The sequence below is a fragment of the Streptomyces sp. NPDC001832 genome, from assembly GCF_040297265.1.
Classification (GTDB): domain Bacteria; phylum Actinomycetota; class Actinomycetes; order Streptomycetales; family Streptomycetaceae; genus Streptomyces.
Genome location: NZ_JBEOYU010000001.1, coordinates 262771 through 281298, shown reverse-complemented (window position 1 = coordinate 281298; position 18528 = coordinate 262771). Strand labels below are relative to the sequence as shown.

Annotated in this window: 17 protein-coding genes; 13 read left to right on the top strand and 4 right to left on the bottom strand. The window is 68.6% G+C overall.

The features are described 5' to 3' along the window. Positions 1 to 6: 6 nt before the first annotated feature. From murG to ABT115_RS01280, 8 genes are all read left to right on the top strand, one after another. Entirely contained in the window at positions 7 to 1101 is a 1095-nt protein-coding gene (gene murG, locus ABT115_RS01315; RefSeq protein WP_266361976.1) for an undecaprenyldiphospho-muramoylpentapeptide beta-N-acetylglucosaminyltransferase, read from the top strand. A 51-nt stretch (positions 1102 to 1152) separates the two neighbouring features. Continuing rightward, on the top strand, positions 1153 to 1947 hold the full coding sequence (locus ABT115_RS01310; protein ID WP_351782543.1) for a cell division protein FtsQ/DivIB: 795 nt from the start codon (positions 1153 to 1155) through the stop codon (positions 1945 to 1947). A gap of 276 nt (positions 1948 to 2223) precedes the next feature. Continuing rightward, a complete protein-coding gene (gene ftsZ, locus ABT115_RS01305; protein WP_351782540.1) occupies positions 2224 to 3438 on the top strand; it encodes a cell division protein FtsZ in 1215 nt (404 codons plus the stop codon). Then, positions 3435 to 4193, top strand: coding sequence for a peptidoglycan editing factor PgeF (gene pgeF / locus ABT115_RS01300; RefSeq protein WP_502969001.1), 759 nt, complete (start codon positions 3435 to 3437; stop codon positions 4191 to 4193). The genes ftsZ and pgeF overlap by 4 nt, the downstream gene beginning before the upstream one ends. A 6-nt stretch (positions 4194 to 4199) precedes the next feature. After that, positions 4200 to 4919, top strand: a complete 720-nt coding sequence (locus ABT115_RS01295; protein WP_351782535.1) for a YggS family pyridoxal phosphate-dependent enzyme — start codon at positions 4200 to 4202, stop codon at positions 4917 to 4919. A gap of 126 nt (positions 4920 to 5045) precedes the next feature. Next, positions 5046 to 5663, top strand: a complete 618-nt coding sequence (locus ABT115_RS01290) for a cell division protein SepF (protein WP_351783042.1) — start codon at positions 5046 to 5048, stop codon at positions 5661 to 5663. A gap of 70 nt (positions 5664 to 5733) precedes the next feature. Further along, positions 5734 to 6018: a YggT family protein gene (locus ABT115_RS01285; protein WP_351782532.1), complete on the top strand. Its 285-nt coding sequence runs from the start codon at positions 5734 to 5736 to the stop codon at positions 6016 to 6018. Between the two features lie 49 nt (positions 6019 to 6067). After that, the gene (locus tag ABT115_RS01280) at positions 6068 to 7201 is read left to right on the top strand and encodes a DivIVA domain-containing protein (protein ID WP_351782529.1); all 1134 of its coding nucleotides are present in this window, start codon (positions 6068 to 6070) and stop codon (positions 7199 to 7201) included. 305 nt (positions 7202 to 7506) lie between these two features. Here the strand turns inward: ABT115_RS01280 and ileS are convergent, their stop codons facing one another. Beyond that, complete coding sequence (gene ileS / locus ABT115_RS01275; RefSeq protein WP_351782526.1) at positions 7507 to 10740, bottom strand: isoleucine--tRNA ligase; 3234 nt, start codon at positions 10738 to 10740, stop codon at positions 7507 to 7509. A gap of 539 nt (positions 10741 to 11279) precedes the next feature. On the opposite strand from ileS, the gene ABT115_RS01270 reads away from it, so the two are divergent. The 5 genes from ABT115_RS01270 (at position 11280) to ABT115_RS01250 (ending at position 14993) form a co-directional block, all read left to right on the top strand. Then, positions 11280 to 12146 (top strand): TraR/DksA family transcriptional regulator, encoded by an 867-nt coding sequence (locus ABT115_RS01270; RefSeq protein WP_351782523.1) that lies wholly within the window; start codon positions 11280 to 11282, stop codon positions 12144 to 12146. A 58-nt stretch (positions 12147 to 12204) separates the two neighbouring features. Beyond that, positions 12205 to 12795, top strand: coding sequence for a signal peptidase II (lspA, locus tag ABT115_RS01265; protein ID WP_351782521.1), 591 nt, complete (start codon positions 12205 to 12207; stop codon positions 12793 to 12795). A gap of 23 nt (positions 12796 to 12818) precedes the next feature. After that, on the top strand, positions 12819 to 13760 hold the full coding sequence (locus ABT115_RS01260; protein ID WP_351782519.1) for an RluA family pseudouridine synthase: 942 nt from the start codon (positions 12819 to 12821) through the stop codon (positions 13758 to 13760). Further along, entirely contained in the window at positions 13757 to 14233 is a 477-nt protein-coding gene (locus ABT115_RS01255; protein ID WP_351782516.1) for a GNAT family N-acetyltransferase, read from the top strand. Before ABT115_RS01260 ends, ABT115_RS01255 begins: the two co-directional genes overlap by 4 nt. A 181-nt stretch (positions 14234 to 14414) precedes the next feature. After that, entirely contained in the window at positions 14415 to 14993 is a 579-nt protein-coding gene (locus ABT115_RS01250; protein WP_351783039.1) for a dienelactone hydrolase family protein, read from the top strand. Between the two features lie 59 nt (positions 14994 to 15052). Here ABT115_RS01250 and ABT115_RS01245 read toward each other — a convergent pair whose 3' ends face one another. The 3 genes from ABT115_RS01245 to ABT115_RS01235 form a co-directional block, all read right to left on the bottom strand. Further along, positions 15053 to 16711 carry an alkaline phosphatase D family protein gene (locus ABT115_RS01245; RefSeq protein WP_351782513.1) on the bottom strand — a complete coding sequence of 553 codons (1659 nt, stop codon included), beginning with the start codon at positions 16709 to 16711 and terminating at the stop codon, positions 15053 to 15055. A gap of 97 nt (positions 16712 to 16808) precedes the next feature. Further along, positions 16809 to 17624, bottom strand: coding sequence for a thioredoxin domain-containing protein (locus ABT115_RS01240; RefSeq protein WP_351782510.1), 816 nt, complete (start codon positions 17622 to 17624; stop codon positions 16809 to 16811). 49 nt (positions 17625 to 17673) lie between these two features. Further along, positions 17674 to 18396, bottom strand: a complete 723-nt coding sequence (locus ABT115_RS01235) for a hypothetical protein (RefSeq protein WP_351783036.1) — start codon at positions 18394 to 18396, stop codon at positions 17674 to 17676. Positions 18397 to 18528: the final 132 nt, after the last annotated feature.

Here is an 18528-nt window from a genome sequence, read left to right as displayed (position 1 = left end):
ATTTCGGTGCATGTCGTACTCGCCGGTGGGGGGACCGCCGGCCACATCGAGCCCGCGCTTGCCCTCGCGGACGCCCTGCGCAGGCAGGACCCGACCGTGGGGATCACTGCCCTCGGCACGGAGCGCGGACTCGAGACCAGGCTCGTACCCGAGCGGGGGTACGAACTCGCCCTGATCCCGGCCGTGCCGCTGCCGCGCAAGCCCACCCCGGAACTGATCACCGTCCCGGGACGGCTGCGCGGCACCATCAAGGCCGCCGAGCAGGTCCTGGAACGTACCAAGGCGGACTGCGTGGTCGGCTTCGGCGGCTACGTCGCCCTGCCCGGCTACCTCGCCGCCAAGCGGGCCGGTGTGCCGATCGTCGTCCACGAGGCCAACGCCCGGCCGGGCCTGGCCAACAAGATCGGCTCGCGGTACGCCCACGGGGTCGCCGTCTCCACCCCCGACAGCAAGCTGCGCGGGGCCCGCTACATCGGCATCCCGCTTCGCCGGACCATCGCCACCCTGGACCGGGCCCGGGTCCGCCCCGAGGCGCGTGCCGCCTTCGGTCTCGACCCCAACCTGCCGACGCTGCTGGTCTCCGGCGGCTCGCAGGGTGCCCGCCACCTCAACGAGGTGGTCCAGCGGGTCGCCCCGCTGCTGCAGCGCTCCGGGATCCAGATCCTGCACGTGGTCGGCCCGAAGAACGAATTGCCGCGCGTCGACAACATGCCCGGGATGCCGCCCTACATCCCGGTACCGTACGTGGACCGGATGGATCTTGCGTACGCGGCGGCCGACATGATGCTCTGCCGCGCGGGCGCGATGACCGTCGCCGAACTCTCCGCCGTCGGGCTCCCCGCCGCCTACGTACCGCTGCCCATCGGCAACGGCGAACAGCGGCTCAACGCCCAGCCGGTGGTCAACGCCGGCGGCGGCCTGCTGGTGGACGACGCGGCGCTCACCCCCGAGTGGGTGCAGGGCAACGTCCTTCCGGTGCTCGCAGATCCGCACCGGCTGTACGAGATGTCCCGCGCCGCCGCCGAGTTCGGCCGCCGGGACGCCGACGACCTGCTCGTCGGCATGGTGTACGAGGCGATTGCCGCACGCCGCAACGCGTGAGGCGGACGGGTTCGGGGGCGGTGGCCCCCGAACCCGGCATAAGGAGCGAGCGTGGCCGGACCGATGACCGCCCAGCGCGGTGCAGCGCAGCGGAAGGACTCCCCGGCCCGCCCGCTGCGCCCACGCCCCGCAGGGCGCAGACTGCCCAGCCGCAGACAACTGATCGTGATCGGCGTGCTCGTGCTGCTGCTCGCCTCCGGTGCGATCTGGGTGCTCTACGGCTCCTCCTGGCTCCGGACCGAACAGGTCAGGATCACCGGTCTCGACGTACTGACACCGGCCGAGGTGGAGGCCGCCGCAGCGGTACCGATCGGCGCCCCGCTGATCTCGGTGGACACCGACGCCATCGCCGACCGGTTGCGCCAGAAGTTCCCTCGTATCGACTCGGTGGAAGTCGTACGGTCATGGCCGCACGGAATCGGACTCGAGGTGACCGAACGAAAGCCGGTCCTGTTGGTGAAAAAGGGCGCAAAGTTCATTGAAGTTGACGCGAAAGGCGTGCATTTCGCAACGGTGGACAAATCACCGGGGCACGTACCTCGGCTGGAATTGACGCCCGATCAGTCCGCGAGTCTGCGTCGCTTCGGCAGTGCCCGGCTGGAGCGGGAAGCGGTCCGGGTCGCGGACGAACTTCCGGACAGTGTCGCCAAGGAGACCAAGGTCGTGCGGGTCACCTCGTACGACTCGATCTCCCTCGAACTCACCCGGGGGCGCACAGTGCTCTGGGGCAGCAGTGAAGAAGGTCCGGCGAAGGCGAGGGCCCTCACCGCTCTCATGAAAGCCGCTCCCAAAGCGGGACACTTCGACGTGAGTGCACCCACCGCCCCTGCGGTGTCGGGCGGTTGACGCACATTTGGCCTGGCCAGCACCCTGGTTGGTCAGCGCTATGGGTGATCACATAGGGTGAAAAGAAAAACGGGAGGTTCGGCGTGTTCGTTGAACGTGCGCCACTTGTCGACTTAGTGTCCTGTTCGGAAGAGTCCATGAAGCAGACACACTGGTAACCCTAAACTTCAACGTTAGGGTTTGGGTCGGCGTTCCGGACCGTCCCAATCGGCATCCGTCGTCGCGGCGGTACTACGCAAAGCGACGACACGTAACTCGAGGCGAGAGGCCTTCGACGTGGCAGCACCGCAGAACTACCTCGCAGTCATCAAGGTCATCGGTGTCGGCGGCGGTGGTGTCAATGCCATCAACCGAATGATCGAGGTCGGTCTCAAGGGCGTCGAGTTCATCGCGATCAACACTGATGCGCAAGCCCTGTTGATGAGCGACGCCGACGTCAAGCTCGACGTCGGCCGCGAACTCACCCGCGGCCTCGGTGCCGGGGCCAACCCGGCCGTCGGTCGCAAGGCGGCAGAGGACCACCGTGAGGAGATCGAGGAGGTCCTCAAGGGGGCCGACATGGTCTTCGTCACCGCCGGAGAGGGCGGCGGCACCGGCACCGGCGGCGCACCCGTCGTGGCCAACATCGCGCGCTCGCTCGGCGCCCTGACGATCGGCGTGGTCACCCGCCCGTTCACCTTCGAGGGCCGTCGACGCGCGAACCAGGCGGAGGACGGCATCGCCGAGCTCCGCGAAGAGGTCGACACCCTCATCGTCATTCCCAACGACCGGCTGCTGTCCATCTCGGACCGCCAGGTCAGCGTGCTCGACGCGTTCAAGTCGGCTGACCAGGTGCTGCTCTCGGGTGTCCAGGGCATCACCGACCTCATCACGACCCCGGGTCTGATCAACCTCGACTTCGCCGACGTCAAGTCGGTCATGTCGGAGGCCGGATCGGCGCTCATGGGCATCGGTTCCGCCCGCGGCGACGACCGCGCGGTGGCCGCCGCGGAGATGGCGATCTCCTCGCCGCTCCTGGAGGCGTCCATCGACGGCGCCCGCGGTGTCCTGCTCTCCATCTCCGGCGGAAGCGACCTCGGACTCTTCGAGATCAACGAGGCGGCCCAGCTGGTGAGCGAGGCGGCGCATCCCGAGGCGAACATCATCTTCGGTGCGGTCATCGACGACGCACTGGGCGACGAGGTACGCGTCACCGTGATCGCAGCGGGCTTCGACGGCGGACAGCCGCCGGCCCGTCGCGAGAACGTCCTGGGCGCGAACACCGCCAAGCGCGAGGAGCCGGCCCCGCCGGCCCGCACTGCCGAGCCCGTGCGCCAGACCGGTGGACTCGGCTCCCTGCCTCCGCGCGAGGAGCCCCCGGTCCAGGCCGAGCCCGTTCCGGCGGCCAATGAGAGTCATCTGCCGCCGGTCGCTCCGCCGCACATCCCGCCGGCCCGTCCCTACCAGGACTCCCAGGCCGAAGAGCTGGATGTTCCGGACTTCTTGAAGTGATAGGTCCGCACCACGCAGTGCCCGCAGTGTCTTCAGTACCCTCGGGGCGTCGCGCGCACTTCGCCTTCACCGACAGGTGGGGCGGGGTGAGTGCTGCTCCGTACGAGGAGCTCAACCTCGGCGGCGCGGTCGGAGACGACCCCGCCGCCGTTCTGGCCAATCGCGAGCGCGCCGCACGGACTCTCGGTCTGGACCCGGCGCAGGTCGTCTGGATGAACCAGGTGCACGGGCGGGACGTCGCGGTCGTCGACGGCCCGTGGGGAGACGCTTCGGAAATCCCCGCGGTGGACGCGGTGGTGACCGCACAGCGCGGACTCCCGCTCGCCGTCCTCACCGCCGACTGCACTCCCGTACTGCTTGCCGATCCGGTCGCCGGGATCGCGGCGGCAGCGCACGCGGGCCGTCCCGGTCTGGTCGCCGGAGTCGTCCCCGCCGTGGTCGAGGCCATGAGCGGGCTCGGCGCCGAGCCCTCCCGGATCATCGCCCGCACCGGACCGGCGATCTGCGGACGGTGCTACGAAGTCCCGTCCCGGATGCGCACAGAGGTCGCCGAGAGCGTCCCGGCCTCATGGTCCGAGACCAGTTGGGGCACCCCGGCCTTGGATATCACCGCCGGGGTCCACGCCCAGCTCGAAGCCCTCGGGGTCCAGGACCGGCAGGCATCTTTGGTCTGCACCCTCGAATCGGGCGACCATTTCTCGTACCGCCGCGACCGCACCACCGGGCGGCTCGCCGGATATGTCTGGTTGGACTGATAGGGCATGACGGATCGTAAGACTCAACTCGCCGAAAATCTGGCACGGGTGGAGGAACGCATTGCTTCCGCCTGCGTCGCCGCCGGTCGCAAGCGGGAAGAGGTGACCCTCATCGTGGTCACCAAGACCTACCCCGCGAGCGATGTGCGGATTCTGCATGAACTCGGTGTGCGTCATGTCGCAGAGAATCGTGACCAGGATGCGGCACCCAAGGCAGCCGAATGTGCGGATCTGTCGCTCGCATGGCATTTTGTTGGTCAATTGCAGACGAACAAGGTTCGTTCCGTGGCAAGTTATGCCGATTTTGTACAGTCGGTGGATCGGATCAAATTGGTCACGGCTCTCTCGGCGGCGGCCGTGCGCCAGGAGCGCGAACTCGGCTGTCTCATCCAGGTCGCTCTCGACGCGGAGAGCGGTGAGCGGGGTGACCGGGGCGGCGTCGCGCCGGACGGGATCGAGGAGTTGGCCACCGCGGTCGAATCCGCGCCCGGGCTGCGGCTCGACGGTCTGATGACCGTCGCACCGCTCGCCGGACCGTACGCGGGACGGCAACGCGCCGCCTTCGACCGGCTGATGGAATTCTCATCCCGCCTGCGCGGGAACCATCCGGCTGCGAACATGGTCTCCGCAGGGATGAGCATGGACCTCGAGGAAGCGGTTGCGGCCGGAGCGACACATGTGCGCGTCGGTACGGCGGTACTCGGAGTCCGACCGAGGCTCGGGTAACGTCGCCAAGCAAGTCGGACCACAGCAGAAAATATGGTCATTCCCGCCTTTGGCGGGCAGGCCTCAGTGGATCGCGGGGCACTTGGTGACAGATGCCGATCCACCACAGAGCGGAGGACTCAGAGCATGGCCGGCGCGATGCGCAAGATGGCGGTCTACCTCGGCCTCGTGGAGGACGATGGGTACGACGGTCCGGGGTTCGACCCCGACGACGAATTCGAACCCGAGCCGGAGCCCGAGCGCGACCGGCGGCGGCACCAGCCCGCGCATCAGATGGAGCGGGATCGGGAAAGGGATGAACCGGTACGAGTGGTGCAGCCTCCCGCACAGCGGGAGCCGGTTCAGATCCCGGCGGAGAGGGAACGACCCGCCCGAATCGCACCCGTGGCATCCATCACACCTGAACGCCCGAACATGGAGAAGAACACACCGGTGATCATGCCCAAGGTTGTGTCCGAGCGGGAGCCCTACCGCATCACCACATTGCATCCCAGGACCTACAACGAGGCCCGTACCATCGGGGAACACTTCCGTGAGGGCACTCCGGTGATCATGAATCTCACGGAGATGGACGATACGGACGCAAAGCGACTTGTCGACTTTGCCGCAGGACTCGTCTTCGGTCTCCATGGCAGCATTGAGCGCGTGACGCAGAAGGTGTTCCTGCTGTCGCCTGCTAACGTCGATGTCACGGCGGAGGACAAGGCCCGCATTGCTGAGGGCGGATTCTTCAACCAGAGCTGAGAACACGACAAAAGGAACGACCCGGCCGTAAGGCCGGAGCTTCGAGAGCCAGGGGAGAGGGAAGCGCGAAATGGGCGTCGCACTGCAGGTTGTCTATATCGCGTTGATGTGTTTCCTCATCGTGCTGATCTTCCGGCTGGTCATGGACTACGTCTTCCAGTTCGCACGTACATGGCAGCCGGGCAAGCCGATGGTGGTCATACTTGAGGCCACCTACACTGTCACGGATCCGCCGCTCAAGCTTCTGCGGCGGTTCATCCCGCCGTTGCGTCTCGGGGGCGTGGCACTCGACCTGTCCTTCTTCGTTCTGATGATCATCGTCTACATCCTGATCAACATCGTGATCAGGCTGTGAGCGATACGGTCTTGCCGACTGCCGACGACTACGTAGAGGTGAAGAAGAGATGCCGCTGACCCCCGAGGACGTGCGGAACAAGCAGTTCACGACCGTCCGTCTCCGAGAAGGCTATGACGAGGACGAGGTCGATGCCTTCCTCGACGAGGTCGAGTCCGAGCTGACCCGCCTGCTCCGTGAGAACGAGGACCTGCGCGCCAAGCTGGCCGCCGCCACGCGTGCCGCCGCGCAGAACCAGCAGCAGGGGATGCGTAAGCCGGAGCCGCAGGACCGGCCCGGGGCACCTGTGCCCGCCGCCATATCGGGTCCGCCGGTCCAGCAGCAGCCCCCGCAGATGGGTCCGCCCCAACTGCCTGGTGGTGCTCCGCAGCTGCCCGCCGGTCCCAGCGGTCACGGTCCTGGTCCCCAGGGCCCGCACGGCCCCGGCCCGCAGGGCCCGCACGGCCCCGGTCCGATGCAGGGCGGTCCCATGGGTGGCCCGATGGGCGGCCCCATGGGTGGTCACGCCCCGCAGCAGCAGATGCAGCAGCCGCCGCAGATGCAGCAGCCCGGTCAGGGCCCCGGTGGCGACAGCGCCGCCCGTGTCCTCTCGCTCGCACAGCAGACGGCTGACCAGGCGATCGCGGAGGCCCGTTCCGAGGCCAACAAGATCGTCGGCGAGGCGCGCAGCCGTGCCGAGGGCCTGGAGCGCGACGCGCGCGCCAAGGCGGACGCGCTGGAGCGGGACGCGCAGGAGAAGCACCGCGTGGCGATGGGCTCGCTGGAGTCGGCCCGCGCGACGCTGGAGCGCAAGGTCGAGGACCTGCGTGGCTTCGAGCGCGAGTACCGGACCCGGCTGAAGTCCTACCTGGAGAGCCAGCTGCGCCAGCTGGAGACCCAGGCTGACGACTCGCTGGCCCCGCCGCGGACCCCTGCCACCGCTTCGCTGCCGCCGTCGCCCTCGCTGGCTCCGGCCGGTGCGGGTGCCATGAGCCACACCATGGGCGGCAACCACAGTGGTCACGGCAACCAGCAGATGGGTGGCAACCCGTCCATGAGCGGTGGGCCCTCGTACGGTGGCCAGCAGCAGATGACGCCGGCGATGACCCAGCCGATGGCGCCGGTGCGGCCGCAGGCGCCGCAGCCGATGCAGCAGGCTCCTTCGCCGATGCGTGGGTTCCTGATCGACGAGGACGACAACTGAGCCGGGTGCGCGCGGTGAGCGCGTAGCCGTCGGCAGGCTGAGGGTCGGGCCCCGGGGTTTTCCCCGGGGCCCGGCCCTTTTGCCGTGCACGGCAGGCGGGTGGGGTGCCTGCGACGGGCTTGTTCCCCTGCCCGCCCCTTCTCGTAACCGCGGGCTCTGCCCCGGACCTTGCTCCTCAGCGGTCACCCGACAGCCTTTCAGCCGCCGGAAGCAGCTTGCGTGTGAGGGGTGGCTTGGTTCTGCCCGGAGAACGACGGAGGCCCGCCCGGCATACTTGGTCCGGGCGGGCCTTTGATGGGCCTGGGCTACTGCTCCGTCTTGCGGAGGCGGAACGTCAGGGACAGGCCCTCGTCCTCGAACGGGGTGCCGTATGCCGTGTCCGCCTCGCCCTGCGCGTAGTCCAGCGCCAGGACCTCGTCCGCGATCAGGGCCGCGTGCTCGGTCAGGGCCTCCACCGTGGCGGGGGAGGTGGATGTCCAGCGGACGGCGATGCGGTCCGCGACGTCCAGGCCGCTGTTCTTGCGGGCCTCCTGGATGAGCCGGATCGCGTCACGGGCGAGGCCCGCGCGCCGAAGTTCCGGGGTGATCTCCAGGTCCAGAGCGACCGTCGCGCCCGAGTCGGACGCCACCGACCAGCCCTCGCGCGGAGTTTCGGTGATGATCACCTCGTCGGGGGAGAGGGTGACCGTCTCGCCGTCCACCTCGACCGACGCCGTGCCCTCGCGCAGGGCCAGCGAGAGGGCCGCCGCGTCGGCGTTCGCGACTGCCTTGGCAACCGCTTGGACGCCCTTGCCGAACCGCTTGCCGAGCGCACGGAAGTTCGCCTTCGCCGTCGTGTCGACCAGCGAGCCGCTGCCCGCTGGACCGGCGGAGGAATCAGTGAGCGAGGCCAGCGAGGAGACGTTCAGCTCCTCCGTGATCTGGGCGTGCAGCTCGGGGGAGAGGGACTCGAAGCCCGCCGCCGCGACCAGGGCCCGGGAGAGCGGCTGGCGGGTCTTGACGCCCGACTCGGCGCGGGTGGCCCGGCCCAGCTCGACCAGGCGGCGGACCAGCGCCATCTGGTTGGAGAGCGTCGGGTCGATGACCGTGAGGTCCGCCTTCGGCCAGGCGGACAGGTGGACCGACTCGGGGGCCTCCGGGGTGACCGGAGCCACCAGGTCCTGCCAGACCCGCTCGGTGATGAACGGGGTGAGCGGAGCCATCAGCCGGGTCACCGTCTCGATGACCTCGTGCAGGGTGCGCAGCGCCGCCTTGTCGCCCTGCCAGAAGCGGCGGCGTGAGCGGCGAACGTACCAGTTGGACAGATCGTCGACGAACGCGGACAGGAGCTTGCCGGCGCGCTGGGTGTCGTAACCCTCCAGAGCCTGCGTGACCTGGTCCACCAGCGCGTTCAGCTCGCTCAGCAGCCAGCGGTCCAGGACCGTGCGGTCCGCAGGGGCCGGGTCGGCCGCGGACGGCGCCCAGTCGGACGTACGGGCGTACAGGGCCTGGAAGGCGACCGTGTTCCAGTACGTCAGCAGGGTCTTGCGGACGACCTCCTGGATCGTGCCGTGGCCGACGCGGCGCGCCGCCCACGGGGAGCCGCCCGCCGCCATGAACCAGCGCACCGCGTCAGCGCCGTGCTGATCCATGAGGGGGATCGGCTGAAGGATGTTCCCGAGGTGCTTGGACATCTTGCGGCCGTCCTCGGCGAGGATGTGGCCCAGGCAGACCACGTTCTCGTAGGAAGACTTGTCGAAGACCAGCGTGCCGACCGCCATCAGCGTGTAGAACCAGCCGCGGGTCTGGTCGATGGCCTCCGAGATGAACTGCGCCGGGTAGCGGCTCTCGAAGATCTCCTTGTTCTTGTACGGGTAGCCCCACTGCGCGAACGGCATCGAGCCCGAGTCGTACCAGGCGTCGATGACCTCCGGGACGCGGTACGCCTCCAGTTGGCAGTTCTCGTGCGAGCAGGTGAACGTGATCTCGTCGATGAACGGGCGGTGCGGGTCCAGACCGGAGAGGTCGGTGCCGGCGAGTTCGCTGAGCTCGGCGCGCGAGCCGACGCATGTGAGGTGGCTGTCCTCGCAGCGCCAGATCGGCAGCGGGGTGCCCCAGTAGCGGTTACGGGACACCGCCCAGTCGACGTTGTTGTTCAGCCAGTCACCGAAGCGGCCGTGCTTGACCGAATCAGGGAACCAGTTGGTCTTCTCGTTCTCTTCGAGCAGCCGGTCCTTGATAGCGGTCGTACGGATGTACCAGGACGGCTGCGCGTAGTAGAGCAGCGCGGTGTGGCAGCGCCAGCAGTGCGGGTAGCTGTGTTCGTAAGGGACGTGCCGGAAGAGCTTCCCGCGGGCGGCCAGGTCTTCGGTGAGCGCCTCGTCGGCCTTCTTGAAGAAGACGCCGCCGACCAGCGGCAGGTTCTCCTCGAAGGTGCCGTCGGGGCGGACCGGGTTCACGACCGGGAGGCCGTAGGCGCGGCAGACGACGAGGTCGTCGGCGCCGAAGGCGGGGGACTGGTGGACCAGACCCGTACCGTCCTCGGTCGTCACGTACTCGGCGTTGACCACGTAATGGGCCTCGGCCGGGCTGTTTCCATTGCTTCCCTCGCTCACGCTCGGGCTGTGTCCATTGCTTCCCTCGCTCACGCTCGGGAAGTCGACCAGGGCGAACGGGCGCTCGTACGTCCAGCGTTCCATCTCGCGGCCGGTGAAGGTCTGGCCGGTGGTCTCCCAGCCCTCGCCCAGCGCCTTTTCGAAGAGCGGCTGCGCGACGACGAGCTTCTCCTCGCCGTTGGTCGCGACGACATAGGTGACGTCGGGGTGCGCGGCGACGGCGGTGTTGGAGACCAGGGTCCAGGGGGTGGTCGTCCAGACGAGGAGCGAGGCATCGCCGGCCAGCGGGCCGGAGGTGAGGGGGAAGCGTACGAAGACCGACGGGTCGACGATGGTCTCGTAACCCTGTGCCAGCTCGTGGTCCGAGAGACCGGTGCCGCAGCGCGGGCACCAGGGGGCGACGCGGTGGTCCTGGACCAGCAGGCCCTTGTTGAAGATCTCCTTCAGCGACCACCACACCGACTCGACGTACTCGGGGTCCATCGTGCGATACGCGTCGTCGAGGTCGACCCAGTAGCCCATCCGGGTCGTGAGCTCGGTGAACGCGTCGGTGTGGCGGGTCACGGACTCGCGGCACTTGGCGTTGAACTCGGCGATGCCGTACGCCTCGATGTCCTTCTTGCCGTTGAAGCCCAGCTCCTTCTCGACCGCGAGCTCGACCGGCAGTCCGTGGCAGTCCCAGCCGGCCTTGCGACCGACGTGGTAGCCCTGCATGGTGCGGAAGCGGGGGAAGACGTCCTTGAAGACGCGGGCCTCGATGTGGTGCGCGCCAGGCATGCCGTTGGCGGTGGGCGGGCCCTCGTAGAAGACCCACTCGGGGCGGCCCTCGGACTGTTCGAGGCTCTTGGCGAAGACCTTGCTCTCGCGCCAGAAATCGAGCACGGCGTGCTCCAGCGCGGGCAGGTCGACCTGGGCGGGTACCTGGCGGTACTGCGGCGATGTCATGGGCGGACTTCCTCCGGCGGACGTTTTCCACTTCCGTCGGAGGGACGAGAGCCTCATCGACTCCCGCGGTACCACCCTCCTTGGCCCCGGGTGTGCTCCCGTGGCCCCCTCATTGGGGTCGCGACGCCGGTTCTAATCGCCTTGCGGCTTTCTTCCGACGGCTCCGGGTGATCTTCACGACGCGCTCGCCCCCGGGCTCACACCGTCCCCGGGTCGCTCCTGGCTGCGTACGACGCTACTCGTCCCATCCACGCCTCTCGCTGAGGCCAGTGTACGGGCCCGTACGGGCGACGGCCGACCGGTTTAACCCGTGGGGCGGGGCGTGACCCGAATGGGCAGACGCGGACATACGCAGTCCCGGCGGGGGCGGGAGGCGGATTACCCGGCGGGGAGCTGGGCACAACCGATTCAGGCACGTCGGTATCCGGACACGGGGAGGGCCGGTTCGGCGGCGTGCCCCGTTGCCGCGGGGCTGGTGTCGATTTATCGTCCCAGCACGATTCGCGTGCAAGATCACAATATGTGAAGGGGCCGCGGCCATGGTGGCGAAGAAGACCGCCGCAAAGAAGTCGGCGTCAGCGAGACCCACGGGTGCGGCGAGCAGGAAGACGAGTGCAGCGGCGAGCCCGCAGGCCATCCCCGAGGGTGGCCCGACGGCTGCGGCTGCGAAGAAGACTGCGGTGAAGAAGACTGCGGTGAAGAAGACTGCGGTGAAGAAGACTGCGGTGAAGAAGTCTGCGGTGAAGAAGTCCGCGGTGAAGAAGACCGCAGCCCGGAAGCGGGCGGTGCCCGCCGAGCACGCGGTGCCGGCCAACAAGGCACCTGCGAAGAAAAGCGTGGCCAAGAAGGCTTCGAAGAAGGCCGCTGCGGCGGCCACGGTGGCGGCCGCGGCCGCCGAGAAGACGGGAGCTCACACGGTGGTAGCCAAGAAGAGCGCGGCCCGGACCCGCACGGCCGGCAAGGGTGCGGCGCCCGTGCCCCCGGCCCGTGGAACCGCCACGACAGCCACCGGCGAGCTGGCGGTCCGGCCGGGTGAGGACCCCTGGACGCCGGATGAGGTCGAAGAGGCACGGGCCGTGCTGAGCAGCGAGATCATGCGGCTGCGCAGCGAGCTGGAGGCGGCGAGTGCCGCACTCGCGGGGCTGATGCGCGACTCCGGCGACGGGGCGGGTGACGACGAGGCGGACACCGGCACCAAGAACATCACTCGCGAGCACGAGATGTCGCTCGCCGCCAACGCCCAGGAGATGTTGGACCAGACCGAACGTGCCCTGGCCCGGCTCGACGCCGGGACGTACGGACTGTGCGAGGTCTGCGGCAATCCGATCGGCAAGGCGCGGATGCAGGCGTTCCCCCGCGCCACGCTCTGCGTCGAGGACAAACAGAAGCAGGAGCGTCGCGCTTGATCGGTGGCCATGTGCCGTACCCTCGTCCTCAGTCAGGAACCTAGGTTGAGGGACTCACGTGGCAGAGGCGGAGCGCATCATCGGTACGCCGGACATCCCCGATACTCAGGGGACCGAAGGGGACGCGGCCGCGGACCGGGTCGAGGAGACGGCCCCGAGCAGGGGCAAGCGGAAGATCATGGTGCTCTTCGCCGTGGCCGTCTTCGCCTATCTGCTCGACCTGATCAGCAAGGTGATCGTGGTCGAGAAACTGGAACACCACGCGCCGATCGAGATCCTCGGCGACTGGCTGAAGTTCGACGTGATCCGTAACCCGGGTGCCGCGTTCGGTTTCGGTGAGGCCTACACGATCATCTTCACCTTCATCGCGGCGGCCATCATCGTCGTCATCATCCGCCTCGGCCGCAAGCTCTACAGCCTGCCGTGGGCCATTGCGCTCGGCCTGCTGCTCGGCGGTGCGCTCGGCAATCTCACGGACCGCATCTTCCGCGCTCCCGGCGCCTTCCAGGGCGCGGTGGTGGACTTCATCGCACCCGCGCACTTCGCCGTCTTCAACCTCGCCGACTCCGCGATTGTCTGCGGCGGCATCCTGATCGTGATCCTTTCCTTCAAGGGCCTGGACCCCGACGGCACCGTGCACAAGGACTAGTGGGCGCAAGGCATACTCGACAGGTGAGTACGTATCCCGAGGTCCGCACCCTGCCCGTACCCGACGGTCTGGAGGGCGAGCGTGTCGACGCCGCCATTTCCCGGATGTTCGGTTTCTCCCGCACCAAGGCCGCCGACCTGGCAGCTTCCGGGAAGGTGCAGGTGGACGGCGCGGTGGTCGGCAAGTCCGAGCGGGTACGGGGCGGCGCCTGGCTGGAAGTGGAGATGCCGCAGGCACCCGCTCCGGTGCAGATCGTCGCCGAGCCCGTAGAGGGTATGGAGATCGTGCACGACGACGACGACATCGTCGTGATCGTGAAGCCGGTCGGGGTCGCCGCCCACCCGAGCCCCGGCTGGACCGGCACGACCGTCATCGGCGGTCTTGCCGCAGCCGGGTACCGGATCTCGACGTCCGGCGCCGCCGAGCGCCAGGGCATCGTCCACCGCCTCGATGTCGGCACCTCCGGCCTGATGGTCGTCGCAAAGTCCGAGCGGGCCTACACCCTGCTGAAGGCGCAGTTTCGCGACCGGGTCGTCGAGAAGAGGTACCACGCGCTGGTGCAGGGCCACCCGGACCCGATGAGCGGCACCATCGACGCCCCCATCGGGCGCCACCCCAACCACGACTACAAGTGGGCCGTCACGTCCGAGGGCAAGCCCTCCGTGACGCACTACGACCTCATCGAGGCCTACCGCGCCGCCAGTCTCCTGGACATCAAGCTGGAGACGGGCCGTACGCACCAGATCCGGGTGCACATGTCGGCCCACCGCCACCCCTGCGTCGGTGACGTCACCTACGGTGCCGATCCGACGATGGCCAAGCGCCTCGGCCTGACGAGGCAGTGGCTGCACGCCGTCCGGCTCGGCTTCGAGCACCCTTCCGACGGCGGCTGGGTGGAGTTCTCCAGCAACTACCCGGACGACCTCCAGCAGGCCCTGGACATGATCGCGGCGGAGAGCGAATGACCGGCAGGTCCGCTCCGTACACCACCCGTACCGTCGTCGACGAGCAGGACCGCGCCGCCTGTTTCCAGGTCCGTAAGGACGTCTTCGTCGGGGAGCAGAACGTGCCCGAGGAGATCGAGTACGACGCCTACGACGCTGACGCGGTGCATGTGATCGCCGTCGCGGCGGACGGCTCCCCGCTCGGTACCGGGCGACTGCTGCACGGTCCGGCCGCCCTCGCCAAGACCGGCGGCGACCTCACCGTGGGCTCGCTCGGCCGGCTGGCGGTGACCAAGGAGGCGCGCGGTCTCGGCGTCGGCGTGGCGCTGGTCCGGGCCATTGAGGACGCGGCCCGCGAGCTCGGTCTGGCCGCCGTCGATCTGCACGCCCAGACCCATGCGCTCGGCTTCTACGAGCGGCTCGGGTATGCGGTGTACGGCCCCGAATTCCCGGACGCCGGGATCGCCCACCGGGCGATGCGCCGCGCTCTGTAGCGAGCGGACGAGTGCCGAGCGCCGCCCCGGCCGTACGGAGCGAGCGGGCACCCCTGCATACGTCCGGGTGGCAGGCCCCAGCGCGTCCACGCCGAGCCGGTCATCTGGGTGCTGCCGCGCGACCGGTTCTCGAACGGTTTGCTGGTGGTCGTTCTCCATGCTTCCGACCGTAGCTGGCACCATTGGCCTCATGAACATCATGCTTTTCCACTCGACGTACGGCATGCGCCCCGCGGTGCACGTGGCCGCCGACCGGCTGCGCGCCGCCGGGCACGTGGTGCACGTGCCCGATCTCTTCGAGGGGCACACTTTCGAAACCGTCGAGGATGGCATGGCCTTCAAGGAAGAGGTGGGCAAGGACGAGCTGCTCAGGCGTGCCGTGCTGGCTGCTGCGCCCTACTCCGACCGGGGCCTGGTGTACGCGGGTTTCTCCTTCGGGGCGTCCACCGCGCAGACCCTGGCGCTCGGTGATGAGAAGGCGCGTGGTCTGCTGCTGTTCCACGGCACCTCGGACATCGCCGAGAACGCCTCGGTGGACGAGCTGCCCGTACAGCTGCATGTCGCGGACCCGGACCCGTTCGAGACGCACGACTGGCTGAACTCCTGGTATCTGCAGATGCGGCGGGCCGGTGCCGATGTCGAGGTCTACCGCTATCCGGGTGCGGGTCATCTCTTCACGGACCCCGAACTGCCGGACCACGACGCGGCCTCGGCCGAGGCGGCCTGGAAGGTCGCACTCGGCTTCCTCGCCACGCTGTGACCGCGCGAAGGGCCCCGCACCGTGCGGGGCCCTTCGGACGGGTGCCCGAAGGGCGGGCCCTAGTGAACCGGGCGGTCCACCCGCTCGACCTTCTGCGTCCCGCTGAGCGTCCGGTACGAACGTGTCCAGGCGGAGGTCGCGTCCCGCTTCGTCTTGTCGGAGACGGCGTAGTAGTCCATCTGCGAGCGCTCGGCGGTCACATCGAGGATGCCGTAGCCGTGCGAGTCCATATCCACCCACTTCACATGGCGGTTGGTGGCCTTGACTGCCGCGGCTGCGACCACCGAGACGGTCTGCGGCGCGACGTGCAGGACGTCGTCGAGATTGTCCGACGTCACCGACGTCACCACGAACTCGGTGGCGGCCGACGCCGAGAGCGGATACGTTGCCGCCTTCACCGGTACGTCATTGGCCCACGCCATGTGGATGTCGCCGGTCAGGAAGACCGTGTTGGTGATCGACCGGTCCTGCAGATGCGCGATCAGCTCCTTGCGGTCGTCCGTGTAGCCGTCCCACTGGTCGACATTGACGGCAAGACCCTCCGCGGGCAGCCCCAGCAACTCGGCCAGCGGCTTCAGCAGATGCGCGGGTACGGAACCGAACGCGACCGGCGAGATCATCACCGACGTACCGACCAGCTTCCAGGTGGCGTCCGAGCCGGCCAGGCCCGACTTCAGCCAGTCCAACTGCGCCCGGCCGGTGATCGTGCGATCCGGGTCGTCGATCGAGCCGTTGCCGATCGTCGACTGCTGGGAGCGGAAGGTGCGCAGATCGAGGAGGTGGAGATCGGCCAGGTTGCCGAAGCGCAGCCGCCGGTAGACGGTGCCCTCGGTGGAGGCGCGGACCGGCATCCACTCGAAGTACGCCTGCTTGGCGCCCGCCGCCCGGTCGGCCCAGGAACCCTCCGTGTCCGGCGTGTGGTTCTCGGCCCCGCCCGACCAGGCGTCGTTGGCGAACTCGTGGTCGTCCCAGATCGCGATCACCGGGTGGGTGGCGTGCAGGGTCTGGAGGTCGGGGTCCGTCTTGTAATTGCCGTGCCGGGTGCGGTAATCGGCGAGGGTGAGGATCTCGTGCTTCGGCTCGTGCGGCCGTACGACGTACTTCGCGTCCGGGAAACTGCCCGACGCGTACTCGTAGATGTAGTCGCCGAGATGCAGCACCGCGTCGAGATCGGCGCGGGCGGCGAGATGCCGGTACGGGGAGAAGAACCCGGACTCCCAGTTGGCGCACGACACCACCCCGAAGCGCACACCGGGCGTGACAGCTCGGGCCGCGGGCGCGGTACGGGTGCGGCCCGTCGGCGAGAGTATCTCCGTACCGTCGCCCGCCGAGAAGCGGAACCAGTACGCGGTGGCCGGGCTCAGCCCCCGCACATCGGCCTTGACGGTGTGGTCGGAAGCGGCCCTCGCGACGGTGGAGCCCTGTGCGACGACCCGGGCGAACTCCTTGTCCTCGGCGACCTCCCAGCGCACCGCCGTATCGGCGCCACGGCCGGAACCGGGCACGGCGTCGGGGGTCGGGGTGACGCGGGTCCACAGGAGTACGCCGTCGGGGAGGGGATCGCCGGAGGCGACGCCGTGCAGGAAGGCCGGCCCGTCCGCGGCACGCGCGGTGGTGGCACCCAGCACGGGGGCGGCGACGGCGGTGGCGGCAGCAGCCTTGACGATTGTGCGGCGGCTGGGGGCGGATATGGGCGAAGAAAGGATTCGTCTGCTCACGGAGGAGCACCCTACTGACCGGTATAGCGAACGGGCAGGCGAATGAAGGAAGTTCGCCTGCCCGTCGGAGAGCCGCCGCTGGGGATTCGCCGTTCGGCTAGTCCTTCAGCGCTGCGTTGACCGCGGTGTTGAAGTCGGCCACCGTCATCGGAGCGTTCTTACCGTCCGGGCCGGTGAGCGTCTTGCCGTCCATCTTCAGCGTCGGAGTGCCCTGCACGCCGCTCTTTCCGAACGCCTCGCCCATCTTCACCGCCCAGTTGTCGTATGTCCCGTCCTCGACGTCCTTCTGGAACGTCTTGTTGTTCTTCAGGGCGTCGACCGAGTCGGCGATCTCGAGCAGGTAGGCGTCGTCCTTGAGCTTGTCGTCGGTCTCCTCCGGGTGGTACTTCGCGGAGAAGAGCGTGGACTTGTAGTCCAGGAAGGCCTGCGGGCTGACATTGAGGGCGGCGCCCAGCGCGCTCATGGCGTTCTTCGAGCCCTCGCCGGGGATGACATCGTCGAGGAACGTGGCGCCGATGTACTTGATCTTGTACTTTCCGGCGTCGAGGTCCTTCTGCAACGTCTCGCCGACGTTCTGCTCGAGCGTGGCGCAGATCGGGCAGCGCGGGTCCTCGTAGATCTCCAGGGTCTTCTTGGCGGTCGGCTTGCCGAGGATGACGGTCGTGCCGTCGGGGCCCGACGTGTTCTTCGGCGCAGTGACGTCCTTCGCGTCCTTCGCCGCCTCCCAGTGGCTGGGCTTGTTCAGCTGCATGACTCCCCAGCCGACACCGCCGGCGAGCGCCAGCACGGCGACGATCGAGACGCCCACGAGGATCTGCCTGCGGGTCTTGTCCTTCTTGGCCTGGCGCTCGCGCTCGGCGCGCAGACGCTCACGGGCTGCCGACTTGCTGGCCTGGCTGTTGCGCTTGCTCATGTTCGTTTTCTCCATGGTGTGGCTGGTACGTCGTCAGGGATGTGCGTGCTCAGGCGATGGCACAGGCCGAGCGCGGCGGTCCCCTCCGTCCCACGGAGTGCACGAGCAGACGGGCGTGTACGAGCAGGTGCGGGCCGTGTCCGGCGGGGCGCACCCTGCGGCGCACCGAGCGGCGGGCCGTACCCGCCACGGCGACCGCGATCAGCAGAGGACGGAACGCCAGAACTGCGACCGCGCCCAGCAGACCGACGAGCGCGGACTCGCCGCGCCGGAGCCAGGCCGCGGCGAGCAGACCGACCGTCACATGTGCGGCGAGCAGCAGCCACGGCACCGCAGGGCCGGGGGAGGCCAGCAGCGCGGCTGTCGTGTGTCCCGCACCGGCCACCGAGGCGAGCGGGGTGCCGACGTCACCGGCCTGGTGCGCACCGGCGCCGATGTCACCGCCGTCGCACAGCACATCGACGCCGACCGAGCGCAGCGGCCCGGCGATCGGGCCGCCTGCCGCGCCGTAACACAGGTGCTGCCCGGTGGTGAAGACGGTGTCGGCGGCCAGCTCCATCGGAACCAGCAGTCCGGCGATCGCCCCGAAGCCGCGCTCCTGGCCGGCCAGCGCGTACGCCACGGCGAAGACCACGCCGGCCAGCAGGGCGACGATGTTCAGTGGCAGCGGGACCTGGGAGAGCAGCACATGGGACGCAGCGGAGAGCGTCACGACGAGCGCTGTGAAAAGCGCCGCGCGAACGACTCTGAACTGCGTCCCGGAGATGTCCATCGTGGAGGAGTGTCGCATGCGAACCTGTATGCGCCGCCTGAGAGGCTGTCGGGTGGCCTCTGATCGGGCGGCCACGCCCTGGCACGCACGCTTCCCGCGTTGCCGAAATGTCCTCGTAGCGCCTTCCCCAAG

Bases quoted from the DNA above. Each gene is read 5' to 3' on its own strand.
- ABT115_RS01295 (WP_351782535.1), top strand. From the start codon at position 4,200: ATGACGGATCGTAAGACTCAACTCGCCGAAAATCTGGCACGGGTGGAG.
- ABT115_RS01290 (WP_351783042.1), top strand. From the start codon at position 5,046: ATGGCCGGCGCGATGCGCAAGATGGCGGTCTACCTCGGCCTCGTGGAG.
- ABT115_RS01285 (WP_351782532.1), top strand. From the start codon at position 5,734: ATGGGCGTCGCACTGCAGGTTGTCTATATCGCGTTGATGTGTTTCCTC.
- ABT115_RS01280 (WP_351782529.1), top strand. From the start codon at position 6,068: ATGCCGCTGACCCCCGAGGACGTGCGGAACAAGCAGTTCACGACCGTC.
- ileS (WP_351782526.1), bottom strand. From the start codon at position 10,740: ATGACATCGCCGCAGTACCGCCAGGTACCCGCCCAGGTCGACCTGCCC.
- ABT115_RS01270 (WP_351782523.1), top strand. From the start codon at position 11,280: ATGGTGGCGAAGAAGACCGCCGCAAAGAAGTCGGCGTCAGCGAGACCC.
- ABT115_RS01255 (WP_351782516.1), top strand. From the start codon at position 13,757: ATGACCGGCAGGTCCGCTCCGTACACCACCCGTACCGTCGTCGACGAG.
- ABT115_RS01240 (WP_351782510.1), bottom strand. From the start codon at position 17,624: ATGAGCAAGCGCAACAGCCAGGCCAGCAAGTCGGCAGCCCGTGAGCGT.
- ABT115_RS01235 (WP_351783036.1), bottom strand. From the start codon at position 18,396: ATGGACATCTCCGGGACGCAGTTCAGAGTCGTTCGCGCGGCGCTTTTC.